Raw genomic sequence first — 26,596 nt, 5'->3', positions numbered from 1 at the left:
GGAAGACGGCATGAATGTCGAAACTGGCAAAGCAGCCTGGCGCGAGACAATACCTGTCTGGCGTGCGTTTGAACCAAGCCCGAAGCCGGAGACGGAGTTCGAGCAGGCCAGGGTCGTCATCGTCGGCACTGGTCCGGTGGGGCTGGCCATGGCCATCGATCTGGGGCAGCGCGGCCACGAGGTGATCGTGCTGGGCCGTTTCGATTTCGTGCCCGCCGGATCGAAGGCCATTTGCTTCTCGAAGCGATCGCTCGATATTCTCGATCGCCTCGGCTGCGGCGAGCAAGCGGTGGAAAAGGGGGTAAGCTGGAACATCGGCAAGGTGTTCTGGAAAGACCGTAGCGACCCGGTTTACAAGTTCGATCTGCTGCCGGTGAAGAACCAGAAGATGCCCGGCTTCATCAACATCCAGCAGTATCACATGGAGGATATTCTCCTCGATCGGCTGAAGCAGCTTCCCAACGTCCAGATCCGCTGGGGTCACGAGGTGACGGCCCTCGATACAAGTGAAGAGTCGGCCATCATGTCTGTCGACTGTGCGGATGGTGCCTATCGTATCGAAACCGAATGGCTGATCGCCTGTGACGGCAACAAGTCGAGCGTACGCGATCTCATGGGGCTCGATTTCGAAGGCCGGATCTTCGAAGACAATTTTCTCATCGCCGATGTGAAGATGAAGGAAGATCGCCCTTCGGAACGCTGGTTCTGGTTCGATCCGCCGTTCAATCCGGGCCAGTCTGTTCTGCTTCACAAGCAGCCTGACGATGTGTGGCGGATCGATTTCCAGCTGGGCTGGAACATTGATCGCGAGGCTTGCATCAAGCCGGAGAATGTAAATCCTCTGGTGCGCGCGATGCTCGGAGACGACGTTGAGTTCGAGGAAGAGTGGTACAGTGTTTACACCTTTCAATGTCGCAGGATGCAACACTTCTGGCACGGCAGGGTCATCTTCGCGGGCGACAGCGCGCACCTCGTGTCACCCTTTGGCGCGCGCGGATGCAATGGCGGTTTCGCAGATATAGATAACCTCGGCTGGAAGCTCGATCTGGTGCTCGAAGGTAAGGCTCCTTTCGATATATTGGAAAGCTACGACAGCGAGGCGATCGTCACGGCCGATGAGAATATTCTCAACTCGACCCGCTCGACGGATTTTCTAACTCCCAAGAGCGATATCAGCCGTGCATTCCGCGATGCAGTGCTCGATCTTGCGGAAGACCATCCGTTCGCCCGTGCTCTCGTGAATTCTGGGCGGCTGTCGACAGCCATCAGCTACCCTGACAGTTCACTCAGCACAGCCGACGCCGATGTATGGAGCGGAGGTATCGCACCCGGTTCACCGGCGTTGGATGCCCCTCTGGACAATGGTTGGCTTTTGGAAAAGCTGGGAGGGCGGTTCGTCCTGCTGACGACCACACCTTTCGCAGACCTTCCCTCCGGGCTCGACGTGCTCGACATTGCACAAGAGCCCGCCAACGGTCTGCTGCGCGAACGGTATGATCTGCAGGGCGGCGGTGCCTATCTCATTAGGCCCGATCAGTATGTCGCGGCGCGTTTTCGTCAGCCAACCGGGGCTGCGATTGCAGACGCTCTCGCACGTGCAATGGGAGAACAGGCATGAGCCTGACACTGGAAACCAACCTCGAAGATCCTGACGCGATCTATGAGAAATTGATCGCAATGCTGGAAAGCCATGAGCCGGAAAAGGCCCTGCGCGCCAGCGCACGGCTTGTCCTGCTGCTGATCAACCACATCGGTGACAGGAAAGTCATCGACGAAGCAATAGAGCGCGCTGCGCTTTTGACGGAGGCATGAAATGACCACCGAGACAATTGACACCCCCATAAAGCTCGCCGGGGTTCACCACACCGCTTTCCGCTGCAAGGATGCCAAGCAGACTGTCGAATGGTACGCGAAAGTCCTCGGCATGGATTACACCACTGCCTTTGCCGAAGATCACGTCCCGTCAACAGGGGAATACGATCCGTACATGCATGTCTTCCTCGATGCGGGGAACGGCAACGTGCTGGCTTTTTTCGAATTGCCGAACCAGCCCGAAATGGGCCGTGATACAAATACACCTGCCTGGGTGCAGCACCTTGCTTTCAAGGTTGGTTCGGAAGAGGAATTGGTGGCTGCCAAGGCGCATATCGAAGCCCAAGGCGTCTCTGTGCTCGGCCCCACCCATCACGGCATTTTCAAGTCGATCTACTTCTTCGACCCGAATGGGCACCGGATCGAGCTGGCCGCCGACATAGGAACCGACGAACAATATGCAGAGCTGAAACGTGTAGCCCCCTTAATGCTGGAGGAATGGAGTCAGACGAAAAAGGCGCCGCGCCATGCCGACTGGCTGCACGAACTTGCCCGCAAGGAACACGGAAATTGAAGCTCTACGGTTACTACCGCAGCTCGACTTCCTATCGCCTTAGAATTGCGCTGAATCTCAAGGGCCTTGATTACGATCTTGTGCCCGTCAATCTCCTTCGTTCCGAGCAGAAGGAAGATCAGTATCGCGCGCGCAACCCGTTTGGGGGCGTTCCCATGCTGGAGGCCGAAGGGCGCGATCGCGCACAAAGCATGGCGATTATCGAATGGCTGGAAGAGCGGTTTCCCGAACCGCCGCTATTGCCCGATGATACCGATGCACGGTTTACGGTGCGCGAACTCACCTATGCCATTGCCACTGAACTGCACGCGCCGCTCAATCTGAAGGTTCTGCACTACATCAAGACGCAGTTCGAACAGGATCAGGATGCCGTCGATCAGTGGTATCGGCACTTGCTTGGCCTCACACTCGAGCCGGTCGAACGGCGACTTGCGCAGCTGGGGGCTGGAGACTTTCTGCTGGATAGCCCAGGCATGTTCGAAGCCGTGCTCATCCCGCAAATTTATAATGCACGGCGCTTCGACTACGACCTTTCGCAATCGCCGCACATCACCCGGATCGAAGCCGCGTGCTTGCAGTTGCCGGCGTTTGCTGCCGCGCATCCAGACAACCAACCCGATACTCCCAAGAAAGGCTGATCGCCATGAAACTCGCTACTCTGAAAGACGGCACCCGAGACGGCAAACTCGTCGTCGTGTCAAAGGACCTGAGTCGCTGCGTCGCGGCCGACCACATTGCAAGCACGCTTCAAGTTGCGCTGGATGATTGGGCCACATTGTCCCCCCGCCTTGAAGCCTTATACGCCGAGCTTGAGGACGGCACCGCGAAGAGCGAGCCCTTCGATGAGACCCAAGCCCTATCCCCGCTTCCCCGCGCCTTCCAATGGGCTGATGGCTCGGCCTATATCAATCACGTCGAGCTGGTGAGGCAGGCGCGCAATGCAGAAGTTCCGGAAAGTTTCTATAGCGACCCGTTGATGTATCAGGGTGGCAGCGACGGCTTCCTTGCTCCGCATGAAGACATCCCATTGGGCGACCCAGCCTGGGGCTGCGATATGGAAGGCGAGGTGGCTTGCATTACCGACGACGTGCCGATGGGCAGCTCTCCCGCCGACGCCGCCGATCACATCAAGCTGCTCATGCTCGTGAACGATGTATCGTTGCGTGGGCTGATACCCGGCGAGCTTGCCAAGGGTTTCGGCTTCTTTCAGTCAAAACCCGCGAGTGCGTTCAGCCCCGTTGCGGTGACACCCGATGAACTGGGTGATGCCTGGCGTGATAATGTCATCCATCACCCGCTCATGGTCGATTACAACGACGAGCCTTTCGGCAGGGCTGAGGTCGGCCAGGACGCCACGTTTAACCTCGCCGATCTGGTGGCCCACGCGGCCAAAACCCGTAAGCTGGGCGCCGGGACGATCATCGGCAGCGGCACGATCAGCAACAAGGGTGAAGACGGGGGGCCAGGCAAGCCCGTATCCGAAGGAGGAGCGGGTTACAGCTGCATTGCCGAAATCCGCACCATCGAGACGATCTATGACGGCGAGGCCAAGACCCCGTTCATGACTGTCGGCGACAAGGTCCGCGTGAGCATGAATGACGCCGACGGCAATTCAATCTTCGGCACCATCAACCAGACCGTGGTTGCCGCGAAATGATGCAGCGCTGGGCGCGGCGCTGCATCGGCGGCGTCGCGCCCAGCGACCCAATGAACTTTGCGCCTTGCTGGCCCGGACCAGCAGCGCTTATCTATTAGCTGAAACGGCTCCACCGATAGGGCGACGGATCAACGATCGGCGTCGCGCCCGTTGCGATCTCCGCAGCCAACTGCCCCGCGGCAGGTGAACAGCCGAAGCCGTGGCCGGAAAATCCCGTGGCCAGACTGAGCCCGGGCACCGCCTCCACATTGTCGATCACCGGAAGCGAATCCGGCGTCATGTCCATCATGCCGGCCCAGTTCATTGCAATCGGTGCGCCGGAGAAGGCTGGCCAGGCTGCCGCCACGTTGCGCATGGCTTCGGCATTGATCTGCGGATTATAGTCCGGGTTCTTCGTGCGTGTCGCCTCGAATGGGGTAACCGCATCATTCCGCCACTTGCGCGGTGTGCGGATATCGTTCCACAGCTCAGACCCAAGCTCCAGACGCATCGCTTTCCAGAAAGCCTTCAGGGAAGAGATGTATTTCGGTCCCAGCAGCACGCTATCCAGCGTAATCGGCGCCACGAGCGCAGCGCGATGCATGATCGTATAGCCGCCGGTATGGTCCTTGCGGAACGAGAAGTTCGGGCCTCCCACCGCAATCTCTGTAGGGCCGTTCATCGGCACGGTACGCAGCACGGACACGGTCAGCGGCAGCATCGGAAAATCAATGCCCATATTGCCAAGAAACCGCCGACTCCAAAGCCCGCTGGCCAGAATAACCTGCTGACAGGCAATCTCGCCATGCTCGGTCACCACTCCGGAGACCCTGCCCCCGCTCGTCGACAGCGAGCGTGCGGCGCAGTTTTCGACGATGACAGCACCTTTGGCGATTGCCGCATTCGCGATCGCGCTAGCCGCCATGGTCGGCTCTGCACAAGCGTCCGACGCGGTGTAGATGCCCCCCAGCCAATTTTCGCGCCCACCGGGCACCAGAGATGCAATCTCTTTCCCGCTCAGCATCTGCGCATCGGTATACTCGCGGCCGACGTTCTCGTACCACTGCGAATAGAGAGAAAGTTCTGCCTCTGTGCGGGCCGTGAACATGATGCCTGATTGACGAAAACCCACACTCTTGCCAGTCCGCTGGGGCATCTCGGCCCAGAGACGATCGGCTGCGATCGAGAGTGGAAGGTCCAAGGCAGCCCGATTGGTCTTGCGCACCCAGCCCAGATTGCGCGACGATTGTTCGCCTGCCAAACGCCCCTTTTCCAGTACTGTGACCGGTATGCCGCGCTCAGCCAGAGTGAGCGCGGCAGTCAGGCCGATAATTCCGCCTCCGATCACGACGACTTCCGTGGCTTTTGGCACGGCGGTGCTGGATACTACCGGATTGATCGCAGGAGGCTGGCTAATCACAAGAACCCCTCAGATAGATTTGAAACGCTTGAAGCGCCAGGCTATTTGGCGCTGAGATCGATCTCTACGATCTCGGCCTCAGACGCGCCGCGATAGGCTGTCACCTCGATTTCCACCTTGTATTCCGGCAACCCCAGTGGCGGACATGTAAGCGTCAATGTCGGGTCAATGCCCCGCATCCTTGCTCCGTATGCTGTCACCACTTCCTGAAGGTCGTCGGGATCCTGGATAAACACCTTTGCGGATACAACGTCGGCCAGGGACGCACCGACAGCCTCAAGCGCCTTGCTAATGTTGTCGAGCACCTGATTGGTCTGTTCCGCGAGATCTTCGGGTATCTGCTTTGTCTCCGGATTTCGGCCAGCAGTGTTGGACACGAAGATCCAGTCATCCACCGCAACAAGGCGAGAGTAGCTCCCGTGCTGTTCGGTGGGAGAACCGGTCTTGACCTTGGTAATTTTCGTCATGTGAAATTTTCCATGAATGCTTGTGTTGGGACGGTTTTCCCTCACCTAAGTGCGGGCTGATCCCAAAGGTTGAGCTTGGTGCCGATCCCGAGCTTGATCGCATTGCGATAAATCTGAGTTCCCCAAGCGACATCTTCAACCGGCATTCCGCCCACCGAAAGGATAATGATCTCGTCCTCGTTGCGACGTGCCACGCTGTCTCCGGCGACGATCGCGCCGAGATCCTCAAGGCTGGTCGGATCGAGCTTGCCCTGCTCCACTTGATCGAGCCACTGGACACCGGCCAGCGGGATGATGTTGTGCGCCGGGCGCGGCACTTCTTCCATCCACGCTTCATAGAGCCCGGTGTTGTCGAACACCTTGCGAACATCTGCTCCGAGGAATTCATCGGCAAAGTTCACCGCCGCGGGCATCGCGAAGAACGCCCCGGGCTTCACCCATTCGCGTTCAATCCGCGGATAGAAGGAAACATCGCCCGTCTGGCTTGCCTGACAGAAGCTCACGATATCGCAATCGCGCACAACTTCCTCATCCGTTGTTACGGTTTCGACGGTGGTGATTTGGGGAAAGGTTTCGGCAACCCATTCGAGAAAGCCCTTGAGGCTCTTCTCGCCCCGGCCTTTCACCTTGAGCGTATCGATTGCCGGGCAGGTAGCCATAAAAGCCGAGAGCGACGTGCGGGCCATGACACCCGGTCCGCAGATCCCAACAACTCGCGAGTCGTGCCGCGCCAGATGGCGCGCGCCAACGCCCGGGATCGCGCCGGTGCGGTAAGCGGAAAGCAAGTTCGCCGACATGAAGGCAAGCGGCGCACCGGTATCGGTGTCGTTGAGAATGAACATGAGGATCGACCGGGGAAGCCCTCTTTCCCGGTTGGCGATATTGGAGCCGTACCATTTGACGCCTGACGTCCCGAAATTGCCGCCAAGATAAGCGGGCATCGCCATAAAGCGCCGATCGGCAGTGTTTTTGGGCATGTCGGGAAACGGGCTGTCGTCGGGAAATGTAATCATCGAGCCATGCGATGAGTTGTTCGCGCCAGGCATTCGATAATCGCCCCTGTGCAAGAGGGCGAACATCTCTTCCATCGTATCCACACAGCTGGCCATATCGGTCACGCCAGCTTCAATCATCTGAGCTTCATTCAGATAGATAAAGTCAATTGCAGCAGACGAACTTGCATTCTCAGGCATTGATCAATTCCTTCGCCATCTCTCCGGTGCGCCTTTTTAGCGTAATCACCTTGCATGCTTTGCAATCGCGGCCAGATGGCCATGAAAATTCGCCCTTGATAACCGACTGGGCGATCTGTGGCACGCGGGCTCACGAGTGCGCGCAAAATCCCGCCTTTGGCGACCTGCCAGAGATTATTGGCATACCTCTCGAACCTACGGATCGAGCCACTTGCAGGTGCAAACCTTTCAGCGCCATCCGAGCGGGCCTATCCGGTTCCTGCGACCAGTCTTGCTCAGGTTCCGAACGGCACCCGCACTGTCACACCATAAGTTCTCGGCTGCGCGAAGAATGACGTGGTGCCAAGAATGCCGAGATTGAGCGTGTAGGCCCGGTACTCTTTATCAAACAAGTTCTTCACCCAGCCTTGCACCGAGATCCCGGTCGACGCTTCCTCATATGCGAGCGAGGCGTTCGTGACGTTGTAGGCGGGCTGCAGCGATGAAAGGCCGTTTGTCACCTCGAGATATTGGTCATCGTACCAAGCTCCGTCCACTTGTGCCGCAAAGTTTCCGCCCGCGACATCAACATTGTAGCGTAGAAGATAATTGAAGCTAAAGCGGGGTGCGTTGGCGAACTCGGCGTTCTCAATGATGTCGTCGGGATAATCGCAATAGAAGAAGCCGCCTTGATTTGCGCAATATTCGGCGTCAGGCGCGCCCGGGAAGAATTCGGGGCCGACCTGTTCGCCCACCCCTCTTACTTCGTCGATGGAGGAAGTTTGCCAGGTCGCGCCCAACACGGCATCGAACCGGGGCGAAGGCGACCAGAACGCTTCCAGTTCAGCGCCCGTCGAGTGCGCATCCGAATTGCTGACGAACGGCACGGCGCTTGTAAGAGCGAACGCTTGATAATCATCGTAGATATAGTGATATAGCGTGCCGTTGAGCCGCAAAGTGCCGTTCGCAAGCGTGCTTTTGAAACCTGCTTCGAAACTGTTCAGCGTCTCTGCACCATGCTTGATTTCCGTGGCTGTTACGTCGGCGCCGAGAGACCAGTTACCTCCCTTTATCCCGCGGTTCCAGGATGCGAACAGCAGCAGATCCTCGCTTGGTTCATAGCTCAGCACAGCGCGTGCAGCCCAATCGCCATAAGCGATATCATTGACCCCGGGAACGGTGGCTTCGAACATTGCGCTGGAACCGGTAATCAAATCTTCAGCGACGGCCGGGTCGCTCAGCACCGCCAGATAATCGAGGTTTTTGCTATCTTCTGAATAGCGCAGGCCGGCTGTGAAAGTCAGCTCATCGGAAAGGAAGAAATCGGCTTGCCCGAAGACCGACCAGTTTTCAGAGTTTATCCCATAGGTTTGATTGATGATCGGATCGACCGCGTCGCCATTGACGTCGAGCGCGAGACCGAGAACCGGCACGCCCTGCAAGGTGATCGTGCCCAGCATATCCATGTCGAGATAGTATGCCCCGACCTGCCAGTTCATGAAGTCCGCGTTGCCAGACAAGCGCAACTCTTGCGAGAACTGTTCGTAGGAGTTGGTGTTGTCAAAGTTGATAACGAGTGCGGGAATAGCATCGCCATCCTCGCCATAGGCCTTATACAAATCCGTGAAGTTGGTGATTGATGTGACAGTCACATCTCCAAGGTCTGCTTCCAGATCCGCCTGATAGATATCGACAGTCCGATCGAGATATCCTGCACGGTCGGAAAAGTTCTGAAACGGCGACGCCGGCTCTCCGGTAATTCCGTTGATCACTCCGTTCTGGCTGTTGGTCAGGCCCGTGCGATCAACCGAGCAATAGCCATTGGCAAGAAATTCGCAGTTATCGAAGACATATCCACCCGTATCGACGCGGTTGTCTTCAGCGTGCTTGTACCACAGGTTTATCTGTACATCGGGAGACAGATCCCACTGGGCTGTGATGCGCCCGGCCCAGCCGTCCTTGCCGCCGAGATCCTGCCCGCTCGCGACGAGCCCCGCGTCCGGATCGGTGTCGGTCGAGATAACGTAGCCATCGGCCTGCTCGAAACGCCCCGCGGCGCGCACACGCAGCCCTTCCGCGATCGCTCCACCGAGGGCGGCCTCGACGAAAACGTCATTGTAAGACCCGTAGCCAGCCTCGACATATCCGTTGGGTGCGTCGCGATCCGCCTTGCGAGACAGATAGTGAATAAGCCCGCCGGTCGCATTGCGGCCGAACAGTGTTCCTTGCGGCCCACGCAGAACCTCGACACGTTCGATATCGAAAAGTTGGCCGCTTACACCGTTGATCGAACCCATATAGGCATTGTCGAAGTATACCGCGACCGGCGCTTCCAGGTTATCCGTGAAGTTGCTTTGCGAGACGCCGCGCAGACTGAAGATCGTCAGGCTCGGCGACCATTGGTTGACCCTCAACGCCGGGATTTGCTCGGTGATCCCAGTCGTGTCGGTAATGCCAAGGGCGTTTAGCTGATCACCGGAATATGCGGTGATCGAGATCGGAACATCCTGCACATTCTCATCGCGTTTGTTCGCGGTAACGATGATCTGGCCAATAGCGCCGGAGCTTGCCGGCCCCGCTTCGCGACCGGGGCCGCTTGGCCCGGCCTGCGAAGCTGACTGAGCCAGAGCGAGCTGGGGCACGAGGGCCACGGGAGCTGCAGTGGCGGCGACGAGGAAAAACTTGGCAAGTCTCATGGCCCGGACCTCCTTCACAAATTTTAACGCTGGCAATCAAATCGGTCGCTATCGCGCCAAGACGTCTCCTTCATTCAGCCTTGTAGACCATCTCTCCGCCGACGAACGTCATGAGCACCTTTGTCTCGTGCACCTTGGTGATGGGCACGTCGAAGATGTTTTGATCGAGGACGATGATGTCTGCCAGCTTTCCGGTTTCGATCGTCCCCGTTGCGTTGCCGAAATTCATTTGCTGGGCCGAGGTGCGCGTGAAGATGTCCACCGCCTGATCGAGCGTGATCCGCTCCTGCGCGCCCAGCATCTCGCCACCGCCACCGGGCACCTGACGCGTGACCAAGGTCTCGATCGCGATCCAGGGATTGACTGAGGGAACCACGCTCCAGTCCGAACCCGGCACGACCAGCGCACCGGAATCGAGCGCATCCTTGACGGGAATCCACCGCTCCATTCGCTCCTCGCCAACCGCGCGCCGGATATCTCCGATGATGGGCGACGGATACCAGATGTATGGCGAGAACTCGAAGCTTGCGAACATGTCGCGCGCGCGACCGATATCGCTCATCTGCACGAAGCTGTTGTGGCCGACATTGTGATACTGGCCGGAAAAACCGTTCATCTTGCGCGTGTATTCAATCGCATCCAATCCGGCGCGAACAGCTGCATCGCCTGCGGCATGGAACTTCACCGTGAAGCCGCGCCGGTCGAGCTCGGCGACCTGATTGTTGAGTTCATCTTGCGGGACCAGCAGCAGCCCACGCTCACGGGCGGTCTGATCATGTTGAGCGTGCCCCGTATCGACATAAGGCTCAATCATTGCCGCCGTATGACCGTCGGTCGGGACGCCATCGAGAACGAGCTTGACGCAAGTGGGTGAGAATTTCTCTCGCGCGAACTCCATGTGTCGGCCAAGCAGGCCTTGATCGCCGCCCCAGAGACAGCCACGCACGCGCAAGTCCAGATCACCTCTGTCGGCAAGGAGGTCGTATGCCCTCGCCGTCGTCTCCGATACGCCTGCGTCGTCGAATGCCGTGATCCCGAAAGAGGCCATCTCGCCGAGCGACCACGCCAGCGCCGCGGCACCCTCCTCCACCGAAGGCTCGGGAATGCGCCCGGAAACCAGCGAACCGGCCGATTCGCGCAGCACGCCCGTCGGCTCGCCGCTCTCATCTCGCTCAATGATGCCACCTTCGGGATCGCGCGTGCTGGCGTCGATCCCGGCGATCGCCAAGGCCGGCGAATTTCCCCAAGCGGTGTGCCCACTAATATCGCGCAACAAAACCGGATTGTCAGGCGAGACCTGATCCAGCAACTCGCGGGTCGGAGGCACCCCGAGCGAATTGTTGTCGTAACCGCCGCCGGTTATCCATGCGCCGGGCTCTGCCGCTTCGGCACATTCGCGCACCACGGAGAGGGCGGCCTCGGCGTTCGATCCGTGAGGAATATCGCAGGCCGATTGAGCCATTCCTGCACCCATCGGATGCACGTGCATATCGTGCAATCCGGGCATGACCATGCGCCCGTCAAGGTCCAGAACCATGGTCGAAACAGTGCGGTAAGGAGCGATATCGCCTTCACTTCCCACAGCGACGATCACGCCATCGGAAATGGCCATTGTGTTAGCCCAGCCGTTAGGCGTGTAGATCTTGGCATCCTCGATCACCAGATCGGCGCTCGGAAGAGGATATTCGTTGGGCTGGTTGAATTGCGCGTGAGCAGGCACCGCCAGAAGCGGAAAAATTCCGGCCAGAAGAAGTTTCTTGAAATGCATGGTCCACCCCCACAAGGTCATTACTCAGTCGATCGAAAAGTTTCGAGCGACCCCCCGGTCCAAGAACTTGGCTTTGTGAAGCAAGGAACTATCCAGCCTTGCTGAGGCCGCAGACTTTACCCGCCGGCTGCGAATAAATTCTCCAGCTTGAGCCTAAGAACTTTTCTGCTTGCATAGTGAGTAGAGAAGTTTGCCCCAGCTTGGCATCTTAGGCCAATTTGGGAATCCCGGGAATGCACTGCGCACCCCGCAGCTCACCCACCGGCCCAACTACCGTCGAGTTGACATCAGGCCGAACGCGAAAGCGTGTTTCAACGAAGCCTAGGGAAAACGCGGCGGAGCGACAAAGCTTCGATAACGCGTCTCAAGCAACTGCGCGAAGTGGATGCATTCGAGGTCGCGGAAGTCTGCACCGATGATTTGGACGCCGACGGGCAGGCCGGATTGGGTTAGCCCTATCGGCGCAACGGTGGCGGGCAGATATGGCAGGCCGGCATAGGCAGCCCAGAACAGTTGGTTCTCAAATGGAAAGTCACGTCCGTTCACCTCCAATCTGCGGGCTTGTGGAGCGACATCGCTGTGCGGAAAGGCCGCCGTCGATAGCGGCGGACAAAGCATCAGGTCATGATCGTCAAAGAATGCACGCCACGCGCGCCGCAGCCGCTCCCGCTCCGCATGCAGACGCAACCAATCACGGTGGGATAGCGATACCCCATATGCGTTCAGCGTGGCCATATCCCGTGCATACAATCCTGCACCGCCCGCAGCCGATTGCGCAGCCGCAAACTCTTCATCGCTTACGGTATTGGCCGTCGCGGCGCGAAGCAGCACAAGATAAAGCGCGTGGAGCTCCTGGCTATCGAACGCGGGGCGCGCAGCGCGGGAAACGTGCACCCCTTCCTTTTCCAGGAAGTCACCCAGCGCCTCGATCTGGCTTCCGACTTCCCCATCGACTTCGGCGAAGTCGTCGTTGCTTACAAGCGCTACCCGATAATCTTCGAGCCGGGAGCGACGTGGGGTGGGAAGTTCAAGCCGGTAGGCGGTGGCCATGGGGCCTTCGGGCCCGGCCACCACGCTAAGCGCCAGCTCAAGATCGAAGGCACTGCGCGCTAGGGGACCAGTTACGCCGATATCCGGGGCAAGGTCGTGTTCTCCCAGCGTATGCCCCCCGGAAGGCGACAGCCCGAAGCTCGGTTTGTGCCCATAGAGCCCGCAATAATGCGCAGGATTGCGGATCGAAGATGCGATGTCGCTGCCATAGTCGAGTGCTGAAAAGCCAGTCGCGAGCGCGGCAGCCGAGCCACCTGAAGAGCCGCCGGGCGTTCGATCAGTATCCCATGGATTTACCGTGCGACCATAGATCGGGTTGACGCTCTGACCGTCCATCAGAGCAGGAGGGACATTAGTTTTTCCAAGAATGATCGCCCCTGCCGCACGCAAGCGAGCAACAGCTTCGGAGTCTGCGGCGGCGATGTTCTGCGCAAAGTCGGGGATGCCGAAAGTGGTAGGCGTCCCAGCAAGGCCGAAACTCTCCTTTATAGTCATCGGCAGACCGTGCAGCGCGCCGAGCGGGCGTCCCTCGTGCCTTGCGGCATCCGCTGCACGAGCTTCGGTTCGGGCATCATCGAAGGTTTGCACGACGACGGCGTTGATAACCGGGTTCAGCGCCTCGATCCGCGCAATGAATTGCTCGGTCAGTTCAACGCTGCTGATCGCGCCACTTCCCAACTTTTCAAGCAAGTCCGTGGCGGTCTGATAGTAGATCGGCTGTTCGTTTTCCTTGGAAATCATCGCATGCTCCACTCATACCGCCCGCGTGGATATTTCACACCGGCAAGCTTGAACATCATGTTGCGCGGCTAGCCTCGGCAAGCTGGCGCCGGGCAAACCCGTCAAGCAAGCGGCGCTCTGCGGCGCCCGGATCGCTTTCAACGCGCGTTTGCCGGTCGAACAACATCGTCGACCGGGTTGAGGAATCATATGCTGGCCATGGATGGCGCGGCGTGTCGGGGCGACCGGAACGCGCGAAGCTCACCCAGGCATCGCTCAGGTCCTGCGATAGAGCAAACGCATCCTCGCCGCCTCCGTTAAGGCCGCTATCCTCCTCCACGTTCCTGAAAACCAAAGGCACTTCCAGACCATGGGGGGCCTTCATCAGACCGTCAAATACCCGGGTCTGCCAATCGACCCGGTACATGAACGTGGGGGCAGCGCCGAGGGCATGGCGCCTTTCCGCGATAAGTATCGAGTTGATCCGGGTGGGCGCATCAGCGGAGATCAGCGCGTAAAGATCCCAAGGAGAGAAGTCGGGATAGATCGCCCGGTAGCCCTCGATGACCTGCGCCGTTTCCGTGCCCATATACGGCTCCAGCCTTGCCGCAAGATCCGCCAGGCTCATCCGGAAGGCCTCAGGATCCATCATGAGCGTGAAGCCGGCCATTTCCTCTCGCATGCTGCCGATGATGAGGGGAACATCCGCCGAAAGGTCCACCGCTTCGTAGGGGTGGGCCGGTACGATGCGGCCATCGACCAATGGCGAGAAGCGGGCGGGAAACCCCCACGTCTGCCGCGGCGGGGCGGTCCAGACACGCGAAAACGCGGCCATCAGCGAGGGCAGCGCCACCGATTGCAGGCCTCTGGCATCGCCTTGCGTGAGGCCCAGCTCAGCATAGAGTGCGCGGGTGTTCCCCGCGGCCTGGTCGCGCGACAGGAGCAGCGGATTTTGCCCGCTTTGCACAATCGCCTTGTGAAACAGACCGCGCGCGCCGGGCATCGCCAGCAAGGTGGACACCTTCTGCCCTCCGCCCGAATAGCCAAACACCGTGACGTTATCCGGATCGCCGCCAAACCGGGCAATGTTCTCCTGCACCCAGCGCAAAGCCAGGGTGATGTCGAGCATTCCGGCATTGCCGGAATCGGCAAACTCTGGATCGTCGAGGTGAGTAAAACCCAGCACGTTCAAGCGATGATTGAGGCTCACCACCACAACTTCGGCATCGCGGGCGAGATTGCGCCCGTCATGAACGGCGGTCGAAGCTGAACCGGATACAAAGCCGCCGCCGTGCAGCCACACCATTACCGGCCGCCTCGCATTCGCATCGAGGGTTGAGGTCCAGACGTTGAGCGCCAGGCAGTCTTCCGATTGCGCTTGTTGAAGCGACTTGTCGGAGGCGACGAGCGAAAAGGCGTTTTGATGTGGCGCAGACCGACCTTGCGGCGCATCGAAGCCCCAGCCGAGCATGTCGCGCACCCCCGTCCATGGCTCCGGTGAAACGGCAGCCTTGAAGCGCTCTGCCGTGCCATAAGGGATGCCGCGGAACACGTTCACGCCATCATCTAGGAAGCCACGGATCTTGCCGCTGGCTGTCTCCACCGGGACACCGAGCGAACCTTGAGCGCGCGCGCCGGAAAAGGCCGGAAATGCCGCGAACGCAACGCTCAGGGCCATAAAATCTCGGCGGTTCGCCATCAGCATTCTCCCTTGCTTGCCCCGGTTTTCGCCTACAGCTGCCCTCGCCATGGCGAAAGACCCTAGAGACCGAGATCCGATTGCAATACTAGTATGATGTTCTAATTATCCGTCAACCGGGTTCGGCAGTGGCCGGCGCACTTCGAACGAAGCGGGAAGGAAGCACCATGGATATTGCGGAAATCTTCAAGCGAGCTACGGGCAGCCTGAAACGCCCAGCCCTTTCGGCAGCCCTTGCCTGTGCTCTCGCGTCACCGGCCCTGGCTTCGCCGCCAGCGATGCAGGAGGCTGTTCGGGTCGCTCCTGCGGTAGTCCCGATCCCCGAAGCGACCAATGCCATCCCCGTAACGGACAAATCATGGCCTTGGGCGGCTGCGGATCGCGCAGTCTCGCCGATCGACCTTTCGGCCCATGGCTATGTCGAGGAAGAATATTTCATCACAGGGACGGCGCGTGTTTTCGACATGGGCGAACAAGCAAGCCTGACAAGCCTTGCCCAAGGCCCCTATACCACGCGCATTCTGGTACGTCGGCCCGCGCACCCAGCAGAGTTCAGCGGCACCGTGGTGGTCGAACCATTGAACCCCTCGATCCGCTATGACCTGCCCATCATGTGGGGCGAATCCCACGCCAGCTATATCCGCAATGGGGACATCTGGATCGGTGTGACGGTAAAGCCGGTTGCGATTGCCACGCTGAAGGAATTCGATTCCCGACGTTATCAGGCTCTCGAATTTCCCAATCCCGTTCCGGCCTCGCTCACATGCGGGCAAGATCAGTTGCCATTGCCTCGGGGCGGACTGCCGCCCGAATCTTCACCTGCGACAGAGAATGGGCTCATCTGGGATGTGCTTAGCCAGGTGGCGGCGCTGGCAAGAAATGGAAAGCACGGCGGGCCGCTAGCGGGCTTCGATGTCTCGCGCATGTACATGGCGGGCGATTCCCAGTCCGGGGCCTTTGTCCTCACCTATGCGAATTTCATCCATCAGTACGCGCTCGGCCAAGACCGAACCCCGCTTTACGATGGCTACCTTGCTGCGGTTGCCAGTGGACCTGGCACTCCCCTTAACCAATGTGCAAATCCGCTGCCGACTGACGATCCGCGAATGAGGATTGCGGACGTTGGCGTGCCGGTCATCGTGATGGTTTCGGAATCGGAAATTGGCTCGCTGCGGCGCCGACCCGACAGCGATCTGGGGCCCGATCTGTTCCGCGGATACGAGGTGGCTGGCGCCTCGCACATTCACGAAGGCGGCGAAGCTGGAAGCCCCTCGCCCATCGATGCCGCCAGAACAAGCGGCGCAGTCTTCGACAATGCCAATGCTTGCCAGGAGCAAGACATGCCCGGCAACGATGTACCCTTCGCGATGTTGCTGAGCGGAGCGTTCCGCAACCTTGATCGCTGGTCGCGCGAGGGCGTGCCCCCGCCTCGCGGCGAACCGCTTGAGGTGGATAAACCCGGCACGCCCGATGCGCAGGTGCTGACGGATGAATTCGGAAACGCCCTTGGCGGCGTGCGCACTCCGCAGGTCGATGTGCCCGTCGCGCGCTACTACCATCGCATGACCGGCCCCGGCATTTGCGAGCTGTGGGGTTACCGCAAGCCATTTACTGCGGACGTTCTCGAAGCGCTCTACCCCACGCGAGAGGCTTATCTTTCACGTTTTCGCCAGAGCGTCGATAGTTTGATAGCCGAGCGGTGGATCGAACCGGAGGATGGTCAGGCGCTGCTGCGTCAGGCGTCTGACGCAGCCTCCTTGATGAATGACTGAGAGGCCGCAAGCGGGGGCGTCGCCGACTTCATGCATGATGCCCTGCCCGCGAAATCGATGAGCCTTGCAGCTACAAATTGCCATGGTCTACAATTGCGCAATGGAGATTTCCCGGTTTTCCGCAGACCATGAAAGTGCCTTGTGCGTTCGCCCGCCAGTTCAGGAGCGGGCATTGCGGACGCATGACCGGTTCATGTCTGCGGCCACGCAATTGACCCGGACGAAGGATTTCGACGACATCTCGATCCGCGACCTGAGCGATGCGGCAGGATGTTCTATCGGTTCCTTCTATCATCGCTTCGGCAGCAAGGACGTGCTGTTTGCCGCCTTGATCCACAACATGCTGGAGAAAAGACGCGAGGGCGTGGACCGAACATTCGCGCAAACGGCGACCGCCGATCTGCCGGAAGCGATAGCCCGCGGCGCGCTGGCCAACTATCGCGAACATGCTGGACTACTGAGAACAGCGATGCGCTACCATCTCGCCGGCAAAGATATCTGGAAGCCGATCATCGCGTTTGGTCGCTACGTATCCGGTCGGTATTTTGAGCGGCTCGCAGCCGAGCGGCAGACCCCGCTATTACGAGATGAGATATCGCGGCTGGAGTTTGTGTTCCTCTGGCTGCATGGCCATCTGACGACGAGCCTGGCGCACGATTATTCGGGCACCGATCTTTCACAAGAGCAGTTTGCACACGAGACGGCGCGCTATTTCGTCCTTGCGATAAACCACGCGCTTGACCGCGCGGCCGGCGAAGGCTGACGCTTCACGCGGGTTTCGGATCAGCCCGGACAGTTACGCTCGGCAGGGCGCCCCGCAAACCGATCAGCGATCCACTCCAGCTGGCGCGGGAAGGAGGCATGGATCACCTGGGCATGATCCATCCCGGGATAGGTCTCGAGCGAAACCTCGTCCTGAAGCTTGCAACGCTCACCGATGGCGCGTTTGGTGATGTCCAGCGGGATCGCGGGGTCGTTTTCGCCCAGCAACACCAGCAGTGGCCCTCGCCCGGGCTGGAGATAAGGGCGGTTTGCGTCGGTGAAGCGCCGCACGCCGGGCGCATCGGGCCAATTGCTGGGCTGTCGCGCGCCGGGCAGGCTGGCGACAAGCTCCATCGCCGCGCCGAAGCAGGCTTCCTGCTCAAGCTCCGGCAACACTTCCGCAATCTGCGGCCCCACCATCGTCTCCGGATCGAAGGAAGGATCTGCCGCTCTGATGCCAGCAGCCACCAGCGCCATGCCCCCGCTGGCCATTCCATCCGGAAACAGCTTCCACATCGCGTGATAATCCGTTGCCGGCGCAATCGAGATCGCACCCAGATAGGTCGGGTCGTCGATCCCGTGCTCCATGGCGGACACCTGGATCGCTGTGGCGCCGCCCTGTGAATGGCCGACCATCACCCAATCATCGCCAAGTGTTGGCACCGCGGCGCGCGCGGCTGGCACCGAATTGATGACATCCTGCCCCTGCGCTTCGAGTGCGAGCAGTTGGTGCGGGCCCGGCGTTCCCAACCCGGAATAGTCCGTGGCAACCACCGCATAACCCATCAGCGGGTAGATGAAGATGCCGTCCCAGCCATAATACAAGTCTTTCATCAGCGAGGGCGCACACGGGCGCGCCACGCCTGCCGTCCCGTGGCCCCAGGCGATAACCGGCCAACCGCCTTCGGGCGCTTCGCCGGGCGGTTGCAGCACCACGCCGGTGGTCATCACCGGAACGCCGCTCGCATCGCGAGAGGAATAGGCAATGCGCGTCGCAACGATCCCGTGAGGCAGGTCGTAGCCCATCCCGGCTTCGGTGCGGATAAGCTTTCCCGGCACGGACAGGTCGGCACCGTCAGGATCGTAAAACGATGTTAGCGGCAGTGCGTTGGCACGCTGCGCCTCCAGCGCTGAGCCTTGCGGAGCAGTGCTCTCCTGAGCCGCAGCCGGCATGGTCGTCGCAAGCATCAGGGCGACGGAGGTAAACAAACCCGTGATTTTCATGACGTCTTGGCTCCGTTTTATCGGCCTGCTGACTCTTTCGCGGCGGTGCAACCTTGCGGCACTTCGCGGCCAGCAAAGCGGTCCGCCAACCAGTCCAGCTGCTGGTGGAAGGAACCGTTTATGGTGCCTTCATGATCGACCCCGGACAGTTCGAGATAGCTTGCCCGGCTGGCGACCTGGCACAGCTCGACAAAGATGTTCTCGCGCAATTGCATCGGCATGAAATAATCGCCAGCACTGACAATCAGCAGGATCGGATCATCATATGGTCCATCGAAGATCCGGTTTCTGTCCGTAAACGCTACCGCTTCGGCTACATCTGTCCAGCCTTCCACCCGTCCCCGTTCGCGGGTAACACCGCGCATCGCTTCTTCTGCTGCGAAATAGCAGGTTTCGTTCTGAATTGTCGGGAGACGTTCGAGAGCTGCCGGCCCGAGCATCTTGGTCAGATCCAAATCGGGGTATACCGACTTAATGCTCAGCGCCATCATCGGGATAGTCGCCCCGACGGTCCGCATCATTGGGTCGCTAGCTGCCCAGATGTCACTAACGTTAGCGCCACTGCCCAACGGGATGCTGCCGAGGAAGCCTGCCTTTGCCTCTGCGTCCATATGCTGCACTCTCAGCGCGGCGTAGCCTCCCTGAGAATGGCCGATCGCAACCCATTTCTCCCCTAGCGAGGGCACCGCTTCACGCGCGGCGGGAACCGAATAGGCGACATCGTTGCCGTTCGCCCTGCCCCACATATATTGATGCGGAGCCGGCCCGCCGAGGCCGGCATAGTCCGTCGCGACAACGGCATACCCCGCCAGCGGATAAAGGAAGAGGCCTTCCCAGCCGTAATATACGTCCTTCATCAACGAAGGCCCGCAAACACGCGCGACGCCAGCAGTCCCGTGTGCCCATGCCACGATGGGCCAGCCGCCTTCCGGCGCCTCGCCCGGCGGCACCAGAACGACGCCGGTTGCAAGCACCGGATCGCCGCTTTCATTGCGCGAGGCATAGGCAATCCGGGTCGCGGTTACGCCGCCCGGCAGTTCGTACCCCGTTCCGGGTTCGGAACGGACAAGATCGCCTGCATGCGAAATATCCGCGCCTTGAAGATCGTAAAAAGGCGTTAGCGGCAAAGCATTGTCGTGTTGTGCGGCCAAAGCTTCGTTTTGCGGTGCAGCCGCCTCCTGCGATTTGGCTGGCAGGGCAAAGCCGATGATGGAGATAGCCAACAGGCCGACTAAGGACTTGCGCAAGGACATCCTGAATATAGCTCCTCTCCACCGAAACTTGCTAGCTTTTTATACGTTTCTTAGGAAGAAAGCATGGCAAATGCGGCCACCGAAGGAACAGACCGATTGACCTGCCCCATGAGGGTGGTCCACCGGTTAGGTTAGAGTTCCGGCGGTTGTTGCCTCAGCCGTCGCGCTTCAGCGCCTCCTTCATGAACCGCAGAGCTGCCTTTTTGTCGCTGGCTTTAGTGACGCAGTTATCCAATACCTCGCCTTCCTGGTCGACCGCTCGCCACATGTAAGGTATCTCGCCTTTGATCGTCACATAGACCTCGTTGAGGCGCTATTTCCACTGCCGGAAGCCGTTCATTCAGCTGACCCGTTGGCGTCTGACAGCACCGGCAAACATCGGGCCAAACCAATTCCACCAGCGCCGCACTGTCTCGTTGCTTATGTCGATACGCCGTTCAAACAGCAGGTTCCCCAACCTGTCGCAGCGACAGTCGGAATAGTACGTACATCACTACCGTTAAGCGGATGATCGCAGGCGATGAATCGAAATAACCGGATGGGCTGGCGGGTGTTCGGGGTCTGCGCATCGCCCTGCCCTAACTGATTAAACACCTTTCGCCAGCGAGTGCGTTCGGTCTGACAACACCGTGGTCAGGGCTGGCGGAACGCGCCGAGGCCGAGGTGGACGATCCCGATCTTCTGCGCATTCCGATCGCACGATGTCCTCCGGGAGATGCCCGATAGCGCCCGGAGCCAGCCTCACAAACGATAGGCCTGCTTGGCCAGATTGTAGGCCAGGTCGGTAGCCACCTCGGCCGCTTCCCAATCCTCCATCCGGTGTTCGGCGACCAGTTGCGCCAAAAAGCCGCAATCAATGCGCCGCGCGACATCGTGGCGCGCCGGAATCGACAGAAAGGCACGCGTATCATCGTTGAAGCCGACAGTGTTGAAAAAGCCAGCAGTTTCGGTGGTCATCTGGCGGAAGCGACGCATGCCTTCGGGGCTGTCGTGGAACCACCAGGCAGGGCCGATCTTGAGGCACGGATAATGCCCCGCAAGCGGCGCAAGCTCGCGGGCATAGCTGCTTTCATCCAGCGTGAAGAGGATGATCGAAAGCTCGCTCTCGCTGCCAAAGCGGTCGAGCAGCGGCCTGAGTGCATGCACATAATCAGTGCGGGTCGGGATATCTGCGCCCTTGTCACGCCCGAAGCTTTCAAACAGCTTCCGGTTGTGATTGCGGAAACTGCCAGGGTGGATTTGCATCACCAACCCGTCATCAAGGCTCATCCCGGCCATCTCGGTCAGCATTTGCGCGCGGAACAGCTCGGCATCCTCGGCGCTTGGCTTGCCACCCCGCACCCGGTTGAACAGGGCCTCAGCCTCCGCCGACGAAAGGTTGGCGGTAGCGGCGGTGGGGTGGCCGTGGTCGGTCGAGGTGGCGCCCACTTCCTTGAAGATCGCGCGCATGGTGCGATGAGCTGCGAGATAGCCTTGCCAGCTGTTGCAATCCTCGCCGGAAACTTCTGAGAACCGGAGCAGGTTCTCGGCAAAGCCTTCGAATTCGGGGTCAACCACCGGATCAGGGCGATAGGCCGTGATAACCCGCCCGCCCCAGTCGCTGGCCGCAATCGCCCGATGATGATCGAGCGTGTCGAGCGGGCTTTCGGTGGTGGCCAGAAGCTCGATCCCATACCGATTGAACAGTGCGCGCGGGCGGAAAGCATCGCTCGCAAGCTTCTCGGTGATTGTATCGAAGTAGAAATCCGCCGTCTCCGCATCGAGCCGCACATCGATGCCGAATGCCTCGGCGAAGACCCAGTCGAGCCACATGCGCGACGGCGTACCACGAAACAGGTGAAAATTTTCGGCCAGCACGCGCCAGGCCTTGCGCGGGTCCGCCTGATGGCCGGCGATACCCAGGTCTTCCAGCCGGACGCCCTGCGAATAGAGCATGCGGAAAAGATAGTGATCCGGCACCAGCAGCAGTTCGGTAGCGTTGCCGAAGTTCTCGTTCGCGGCAAACCACGAGGGATCGGTGTGACCGTGCGGACTGATGATCGGTAGCGACTTCACGCTCATATAAAGATCTCGCGCGAGCGCACGTATGCCCGGCTCGCCTGGCAGCAGGCGATCAGGATGCAAGGAAAGCGGTCGGGCCATGGCAGATTCTCCTCTTCAGGCACCTCCTTACCACCTGAAAAGTCAGTTTGCGAGCAGTTGGTAACCGGTATCAATGACTGAATTCCGGGAATTTTCACGAATTCCTGCGCTTGTGGTGCAAGGCTCCTTCGCGTAGACTGTCGATCATGCACCATGCCGCCCTGCCCGATGCCATCCGCGCCCATGAGGCAGACGATGTGGCTGTTGCCATGCGCTCCCTTGCGCAAGGGGAAAGCATCGCGATCGGCTCCGCCGAGGTGATGTTGGTCAGCGACATTCCCGCTGGTCACAAGTTTGCCTTGCATCCGCTGGAATGCGGGGCTGGTGTCAAGCGCTATGGCGCCGTGATTGGCCGGATGACGGCCAGCGCCAGCGCTGGCGAACATGTGCATTCGCACAATCTGGTCACGGCGCTGGTCGGCGAAGTGACCTATACCGAAGATCGCAGCCAAATGCGCTCAACCGCTCCAGCCTTTTTGCCCAACTGGCAAGGTTATCGCCGGGAAGATGGCCGCTGGGCTACGCGCAACGAAATCTGGCTGCTCCCGACTGTTGGCTGCGTCGCTCCGCTGGTGGAGGACATTGCCCGCGAAGCGCGCGCGCTTCATGCAGGGCGGGTTGATGATGTCGTCGGCTTCGGCCATCCGCATGGCTGCTCGCAACTTGGTGACGATCTGGCGGGCACACGCGCGGCGCTGGCGGGCCTGTGCGACAATCCTAATGCCGGGGGTGTCGTGCTGATCGGCCTTGGCTGCGAATCCAATCAACTCGATGAACTTGCCGCGCTGATCCCCGCCAGATCGCGCAAGAAGCTGCGGATCATGCGCGCGCAGGAACCGGGCGATGAACGTGAGCGCGCACTGCAACTGGTCGCCGAGCTGGTGGAGGAACTGGCTCCGGTGACACGCGAAGAGGCCCCCGCCTCCGCTCTGACCGTGGGCCTCAAATGTGGTGGCTCCGATGCCCTGTCAGGGCTCACCGCCAATCCCCTGCTGGGGCGCTTCACCGATCAACTCGCAGCCAGCGGCGGCAAGGCTGTCCTCACCGAAATTCCGGAGATTTTCGGCGCTGAGCGCGCCCTGTTCGGCCGGGCCGTTTCGCGCGAGGTCTTCGATGCAGCCGGCACACTGCTCAATCGCTTCAAGCGGTACTTCCTAGATCAGGGGCAGCCGGTTTCGGAAAACCCCTCCCCCGGCAACATCGCGGGCGGCATTACCACGCTGGAAGAGAAGTCTTTGGGAGCGGTGCAAAAGGGGGGCAGCGCGCCACTGGTCGATGTGATCGACTACGGCGAGGCCGCCGAACTGCCAGGTCTCACGCTGTTGGAGGCTCCTGGAAACGATGCGGTTTCCTCAACCGCGCTGGTAGCCGCCGGAGCGACCTTGGTGCTGTTCACCACCGGACGCGGGACGCCACTGGGCTTTCCGGTTCCCACCATAAAGGTTTCTTCCAATTCGCAACTGGCAGGCAGCAAATCCGGCTGGATAGATTTCGATGCCGGGCGCGTGCTCGCCGAAGGTGCCGAAGCGGTAAGTGACGACTTTGCCCGCAAGCTGTTGGCCATTGCAAGCGGAGAGCGAACTGCCGCAGAACGCAGCGGCCAACGCGTGATCTCCCTATGGAAGCGCGGTGTCACGCTTTAGGCCGGGCTCGCCAAGTACTCGACCAGGGCGAGCGAAAGCGCCGGCACATAGGTGATCAGCGCCAGTGCCGCGAGCAAGGTCAGATAGAACGGCCAGATCGTGCGCACCAGCTTTGCCAGCGGCACCCCGCCCACTGCTGAACCCACGAACAGCACCGATCCTACCGGTGGCGTCACCAGCCCGATACCGAGGTTGAGCATCATGATGATGCCGAAGTGCACCGGGTCAACGCCAACACCCATTGCCACCGGAAGGAAGATCGGCGTGGTGATCACGATCAGCGGCGCCATATCCATGAATGTGCCCAGCGCCAGCAGCATTAAGTTGATGATCAGCAGGGTGAGAATCGGATTCTCGGTGATGGCACCGATCAGCCCGGCAAGCGCAGCCGGAACTTCCAGCAGCGCCAGCGCGAAGCCGAAGGCCGTGGCGGCCGCAATAATGAACAGCACCATCGACGCTGTCCGCACCGATTTCTGCGCCGCTTCCCAAAAGCCTCCCCAGCCGAGCGAGCGATAGACCAGCACGCTGATCAGGACCGTGTAGATCACGGCGATTGCAGAGCTTTCGGTTGCGGTGAAAATGCCGCTGAGAATACCGCCCATGATGATGATCGCAGTCATCAAGCCAGGCACCGCGAACACGGCCGCGCGCATGAATGCCTGCCAGCCAGGGAAGCTGCCCCGTGGCAAATTGCGCCGCCGCGCGACCAGCCAGGTGGTGAACATCAGCATGAAACCGGTCAGCAAGCCGGGGACAATGCCCGCGAGGAACAGATCTCCGATCGAGACCCCCAGCCCGGATGCCGCAGAATAGATGATCATGTTGTGCGAAGGCGGGATCAACAGCCCGACAATGGCGGCGGTCACTGTGACGTTGACGGAGAAATCGTCGGGGTAGCCCTTCTCCTTCATCAGCGGCACCATGGTAGAGCCGATGGCAGACGCACTGGCAATGGCTGAACCGGAGACGGCCCCGAACATCATCGACGCCCCCACGTCGACGAGGCCCAGCCCGCCACGCATCCGCCCAACCGCGGCATCGGCCACGCGAACGAGCCGTTCGGCAATGCCTGCGCGGTACATCAGGTCGCCAGCGAAAATGAAGAAGGGAATGGCCATCAGCGTGAACACGGAGATGCCGGCTGCCACGCGCTGCACCGCCACGATCGGAGGAATCCCCATGCTGGCGAAGCAGGCCAGCGCCGCACCTAACAGCGAATAGCCGACCGGTACACCAAGCGCGAGGAGCAGGAACAACCCGCCAAAGAGGATAAGAAGCTCCATCAGAAGTCCTCCTCGAGTTCCATGCTGTCATGGCCGTCGGGGGCACCAGTCCATAGCCGTTCGATAGCGAACAGCACCATCAGCAGGCCGGAAACTGGCAGCGGGACATAGGCAATGGCGCGGCTGATCCCGAGTGAGGGAATGACATTGGCCCGCACACTCCAGCAAAGCTGCGCACCGTAGATCACGAAGACCAGGCCCATGATCGCCACAATTCCCGCGATCAGACGGCGCAAGCCGCGGCCGCGCTCGCCCATCCGCTCTTCGAGCAGCGCGATGCGGATGTGAAAGCCCTCGCGCACGCCAGCCGCGGCAGCAAACATTACGTACCAGATCATCAGTAAAAGCGAGGCCTGCTCGGTCCACGAGGGGCTGGAGTCTAGCACGAAGCGCCCGAACACCTGCCAACCGATGATCGCCGCCATGGCAACAAGGCCAACGGCGCCGAGCCGCACTAGCCAGTCGGAGAAGGTCTTACTCACTTGCGCTCTCCTGCGGCCACAATCCGTTCAACCAGCGATCTCTGTTGCGGCGAGGCCGCGAACTCTTCCCACACCGGGCGCATGAGCGCGGCGAAAGGCGCGGTATCGACTTCGTTCACCTCCACCCCGCTGGCGATGATGGTTTCGCGCGCGGCATTCACCCGCGCATCCCACAGCTTGCGCATCACTGGCACCGAGGCCCGCGCCGCCTCGCGCACAAGCGCCTGGTCTGCGGGCGAGAGGCTGTCCCACTTCATCTTGCTCATCACCAGCGCCTCGGGTGTAAGCAGGTGGTGGGTCAGGCTGAAATGGCGCGCCACTTCGTAATGCCGCGCGCTTTCGAAACTGGGCCAGTTGTTTTCCGCGCCGTCGATAACGCCCTGCGCCAATGCCTGATAAACCTCGCCAAACGGGATTGGCACGGCGTTGGCCCCAAGCGCATTGACCATCGCGACATAGGCATCGGAGGCCGGCACGCGCAGCTTGAGCCCGCGCATGTCGGCAGGCGTGTAGATCGGGCCGCGTGTGTTGTAAAAGCTGCGTGCGCCGGAGTCGTAAAAGCACAGACCAATCAGGCCGTTGTCGGTCAGCGAAGCGAGGATTTCGTCTCCGATATCGCTGTCGAGTGTGCGGCGCATGTGATCGACTGAGTTGAAAATGAACGGAAGTGACGGCGGGATCGAAAGCGGCGCCATCGAATTGAGCGGAGCAAGGTTCACCCGGTTCAAATCGAGCCCCCCGAAGCTGGTGATTTCCAGCGTATCGATCTCGCTGCCCAGCTGCCCCCCTGAATAGACCTTGATGCCTAGTCGCCCGCCTGTCCGTTCGGAAAGGAACCGGCCCATGAATTCCACGGCCCTGACCGTGGGATAATCGGCCGGATGGGTATCCGAACTGGTAAGCAGGCCTGACATCCGCGCCTCACACCCGCCCAGCAGCAAGCTGGCCGCCAGCGCGCCGGTTCCAACCAGCACCTTACGACGCCCGATCAAGGCTCGGCCTTTCATGTTTCCTCTCC

General features: G+C 60.2%; 22 protein-coding genes. 8 read left to right on the top strand and 14 right to left on the bottom strand.

Annotation, left to right across the window (positions count from 1 at the left end; translation table 11 throughout):
• The first annotated feature begins 10 nt into the window (after positions 1–10).
• From E0473_RS12770 to E0473_RS12750, 5 genes are read left to right on the top strand one after another with little or no spacing between them, the layout of a single operon-like run.
• Positions 11–1,618, top strand: coding sequence for an FAD-dependent oxidoreductase (locus E0473_RS12770; protein ID WP_137681265.1), 1,608 nt, complete (start codon positions 11–13; stop codon positions 1,616–1,618).
• A complete protein-coding gene (locus E0473_RS12765) occupies positions 1,615–1,812 on the top strand; it encodes a DUF2783 domain-containing protein (RefSeq protein WP_137681264.1) in 198 nt (65 codons plus the stop codon). Before E0473_RS12770 ends, E0473_RS12765 begins: the two co-directional genes overlap by 4 nt.
• A 1-nt stretch (position 1,813) precedes the next feature.
• Positions 1,814–2,386: a VOC family protein gene (locus E0473_RS12760; RefSeq protein ID WP_170308144.1), complete on the top strand. Its 573-nt coding sequence runs from the start codon at positions 1,814–1,816 to the stop codon at positions 2,384–2,386.
• Positions 2,383–3,024: a maleylacetoacetate isomerase gene (gene maiA, locus E0473_RS12755; RefSeq protein WP_137681263.1), complete on the top strand. Its 642-nt coding sequence runs from the start codon at positions 2,383–2,385 to the stop codon at positions 3,022–3,024. The genes E0473_RS12760 and maiA overlap by 4 nt, the downstream gene beginning before the upstream one ends.
• Positions 3,025–3,029: 5 nt before the next feature.
• Positions 3,030–4,043: a fumarylacetoacetate hydrolase family protein gene (locus E0473_RS12750; protein ID WP_137681262.1), complete on the top strand. Its 1,014-nt coding sequence runs from the start codon at positions 3,030–3,032 to the stop codon at positions 4,041–4,043.
• Between the two features lie 94 nt (positions 4,044–4,137).
• Here E0473_RS12750 and E0473_RS12745 read toward each other — a convergent pair whose 3' ends face one another.
• From E0473_RS12745 to E0473_RS12715, 7 genes are all read right to left on the bottom strand, one after another.
• On the bottom strand, positions 4,138–5,442 hold the full coding sequence (locus tag E0473_RS12745) for an NAD(P)/FAD-dependent oxidoreductase (protein WP_241657500.1): 1,305 nt from the start codon (positions 5,440–5,442) through the stop codon (positions 4,138–4,140).
• Between the two features lie 41 nt (positions 5,443–5,483).
• Complete coding sequence (locus E0473_RS12740; RefSeq protein WP_137681261.1) at positions 5,484–5,909, bottom strand: RidA family protein; 426 nt, start codon at positions 5,907–5,909, stop codon at positions 5,484–5,486.
• Positions 5,910–5,950: 41 nt separating this feature from the next.
• Positions 5,951–7,102 (bottom strand): ornithine cyclodeaminase family protein, encoded by a 1,152-nt coding sequence (locus E0473_RS12735; RefSeq protein WP_137681260.1) that lies wholly within the window; start codon positions 7,100–7,102, stop codon positions 5,951–5,953.
• 275 nt (positions 7,103–7,377) lie between these two features.
• On the bottom strand, positions 7,378–9,777 hold the full coding sequence (locus tag E0473_RS12730) for a TonB-dependent receptor (protein WP_137681259.1): 2,400 nt from the start codon (positions 9,775–9,777) through the stop codon (positions 7,378–7,380).
• A 70-nt stretch (positions 9,778–9,847) separates the two neighbouring features.
• Complete coding sequence (locus E0473_RS12725) at positions 9,848–11,545, bottom strand: amidohydrolase (protein ID WP_206663442.1); 1,698 nt, start codon at positions 11,543–11,545, stop codon at positions 9,848–9,850.
• Between the two features lie 321 nt (positions 11,546–11,866).
• Positions 11,867–13,336 (bottom strand): amidase, encoded by a 1,470-nt coding sequence (locus E0473_RS12720; RefSeq protein ID WP_137681257.1) that lies wholly within the window; start codon positions 13,334–13,336, stop codon positions 11,867–11,869.
• Positions 13,337–13,391: 55 nt separating this feature from the next.
• A complete protein-coding gene (locus tag E0473_RS12715) occupies positions 13,392–15,014 on the bottom strand; it encodes a carboxylesterase/lipase family protein (RefSeq protein ID WP_206663441.1) in 1,623 nt (540 codons plus the stop codon).
• A 278-nt stretch (positions 15,015–15,292) separates the two neighbouring features.
• Between E0473_RS12715 and E0473_RS12710 the strand changes: the two genes are divergently transcribed.
• On the top strand, positions 15,293–16,786 hold the full coding sequence (locus tag E0473_RS12710) for an alpha/beta hydrolase domain-containing protein (RefSeq protein ID WP_137681255.1): 1,494 nt from the start codon (positions 15,293–15,295) through the stop codon (positions 16,784–16,786).
• A gap of 100 nt (positions 16,787–16,886) precedes the next feature.
• Positions 16,887–17,549 carry a TetR/AcrR family transcriptional regulator gene (locus E0473_RS12705; protein ID WP_161981592.1) on the top strand — a complete coding sequence of 221 codons (663 nt, stop codon included), beginning with the start codon at positions 16,887–16,889 and terminating at the stop codon, positions 17,547–17,549.
• A 20-nt stretch (positions 17,550–17,569) separates the two neighbouring features.
• Here the strand turns inward: E0473_RS12705 and E0473_RS12700 are convergent, their stop codons facing one another.
• From E0473_RS12700 to uxaC, 4 genes are all read right to left on the bottom strand, one after another.
• The gene (locus tag E0473_RS12700; protein WP_161981591.1) at positions 17,570–18,736 is read right to left on the bottom strand and encodes an alpha/beta fold hydrolase; all 1,167 of its coding nucleotides are present in this window, start codon (positions 18,734–18,736) and stop codon (positions 17,570–17,572) included.
• Between the two features lie 53 nt (positions 18,737–18,789).
• Positions 18,790–20,025 (bottom strand): alpha/beta hydrolase, encoded by a 1,236-nt coding sequence (locus E0473_RS12695; RefSeq protein ID WP_137681252.1) that lies wholly within the window; start codon positions 20,023–20,025, stop codon positions 18,790–18,792.
• Between the two features lie 154 nt (positions 20,026–20,179).
• Positions 20,180–20,320, bottom strand: coding sequence for a DDE-type integrase/transposase/recombinase (locus E0473_RS12690; RefSeq protein ID WP_137681251.1), 141 nt, complete (start codon positions 20,318–20,320; stop codon positions 20,180–20,182).
• 446 nt (positions 20,321–20,766) lie between these two features.
• Positions 20,767–22,167, bottom strand: a complete 1,401-nt coding sequence (uxaC, locus tag E0473_RS12685; RefSeq protein ID WP_137681250.1) for a glucuronate isomerase — start codon at positions 22,165–22,167, stop codon at positions 20,767–20,769.
• A 146-nt stretch (positions 22,168–22,313) separates the two neighbouring features.
• Here uxaC and E0473_RS12680 point away from each other — a divergent pair, with 146 nt between their 5' ends.
• On the top strand, positions 22,314–23,810 hold the full coding sequence (locus E0473_RS12680) for a UxaA family hydrolase (RefSeq protein WP_137681249.1): 1,497 nt from the start codon (positions 22,314–22,316) through the stop codon (positions 23,808–23,810).
• On the opposite strand, the gene E0473_RS12675 is transcribed toward E0473_RS12680, so the two are convergent.
• The 3 genes from E0473_RS12675 to E0473_RS12665 are packed head-to-tail and all read right to left on the bottom strand — an operon-like array spanning position 23,807 to position 26,585.
• Positions 23,807–25,096 carry a TRAP transporter large permease gene (locus E0473_RS12675; protein WP_137681248.1) on the bottom strand — a complete coding sequence of 430 codons (1,290 nt, stop codon included), beginning with the start codon at positions 25,094–25,096 and terminating at the stop codon, positions 23,807–23,809. The genes E0473_RS12680 and E0473_RS12675 overlap by 4 nt on opposite strands.
• A complete protein-coding gene (locus E0473_RS12670) occupies positions 25,096–25,578 on the bottom strand; it encodes a TRAP transporter small permease (protein ID WP_241657499.1) in 483 nt (160 codons plus the stop codon). Before E0473_RS12670 ends, E0473_RS12675 begins: the two co-directional genes overlap by 1 nt.
• Positions 25,575–26,585 (bottom strand): TRAP transporter substrate-binding protein, encoded by a 1,011-nt coding sequence (locus tag E0473_RS12665; protein ID WP_137681247.1) that lies wholly within the window; start codon positions 26,583–26,585, stop codon positions 25,575–25,577. The genes E0473_RS12670 and E0473_RS12665 overlap by 4 nt, the downstream gene beginning before the upstream one ends.
• Positions 26,586–26,596: the final 11 nt, after the last annotated feature.

Origin of the sequence: Aurantiacibacter suaedae, assembly GCF_005434915.1 — a bacterium.
GTDB classification, from domain to species: domain Bacteria; phylum Pseudomonadota; class Alphaproteobacteria; order Sphingomonadales; family Sphingomonadaceae; genus Alteraurantiacibacter; species Alteraurantiacibacter suaedae.
The sequence above is the reverse complement of the archived record's forward strand: the minus strand, read 5'-3'. Positions and strand labels throughout refer to the sequence as shown.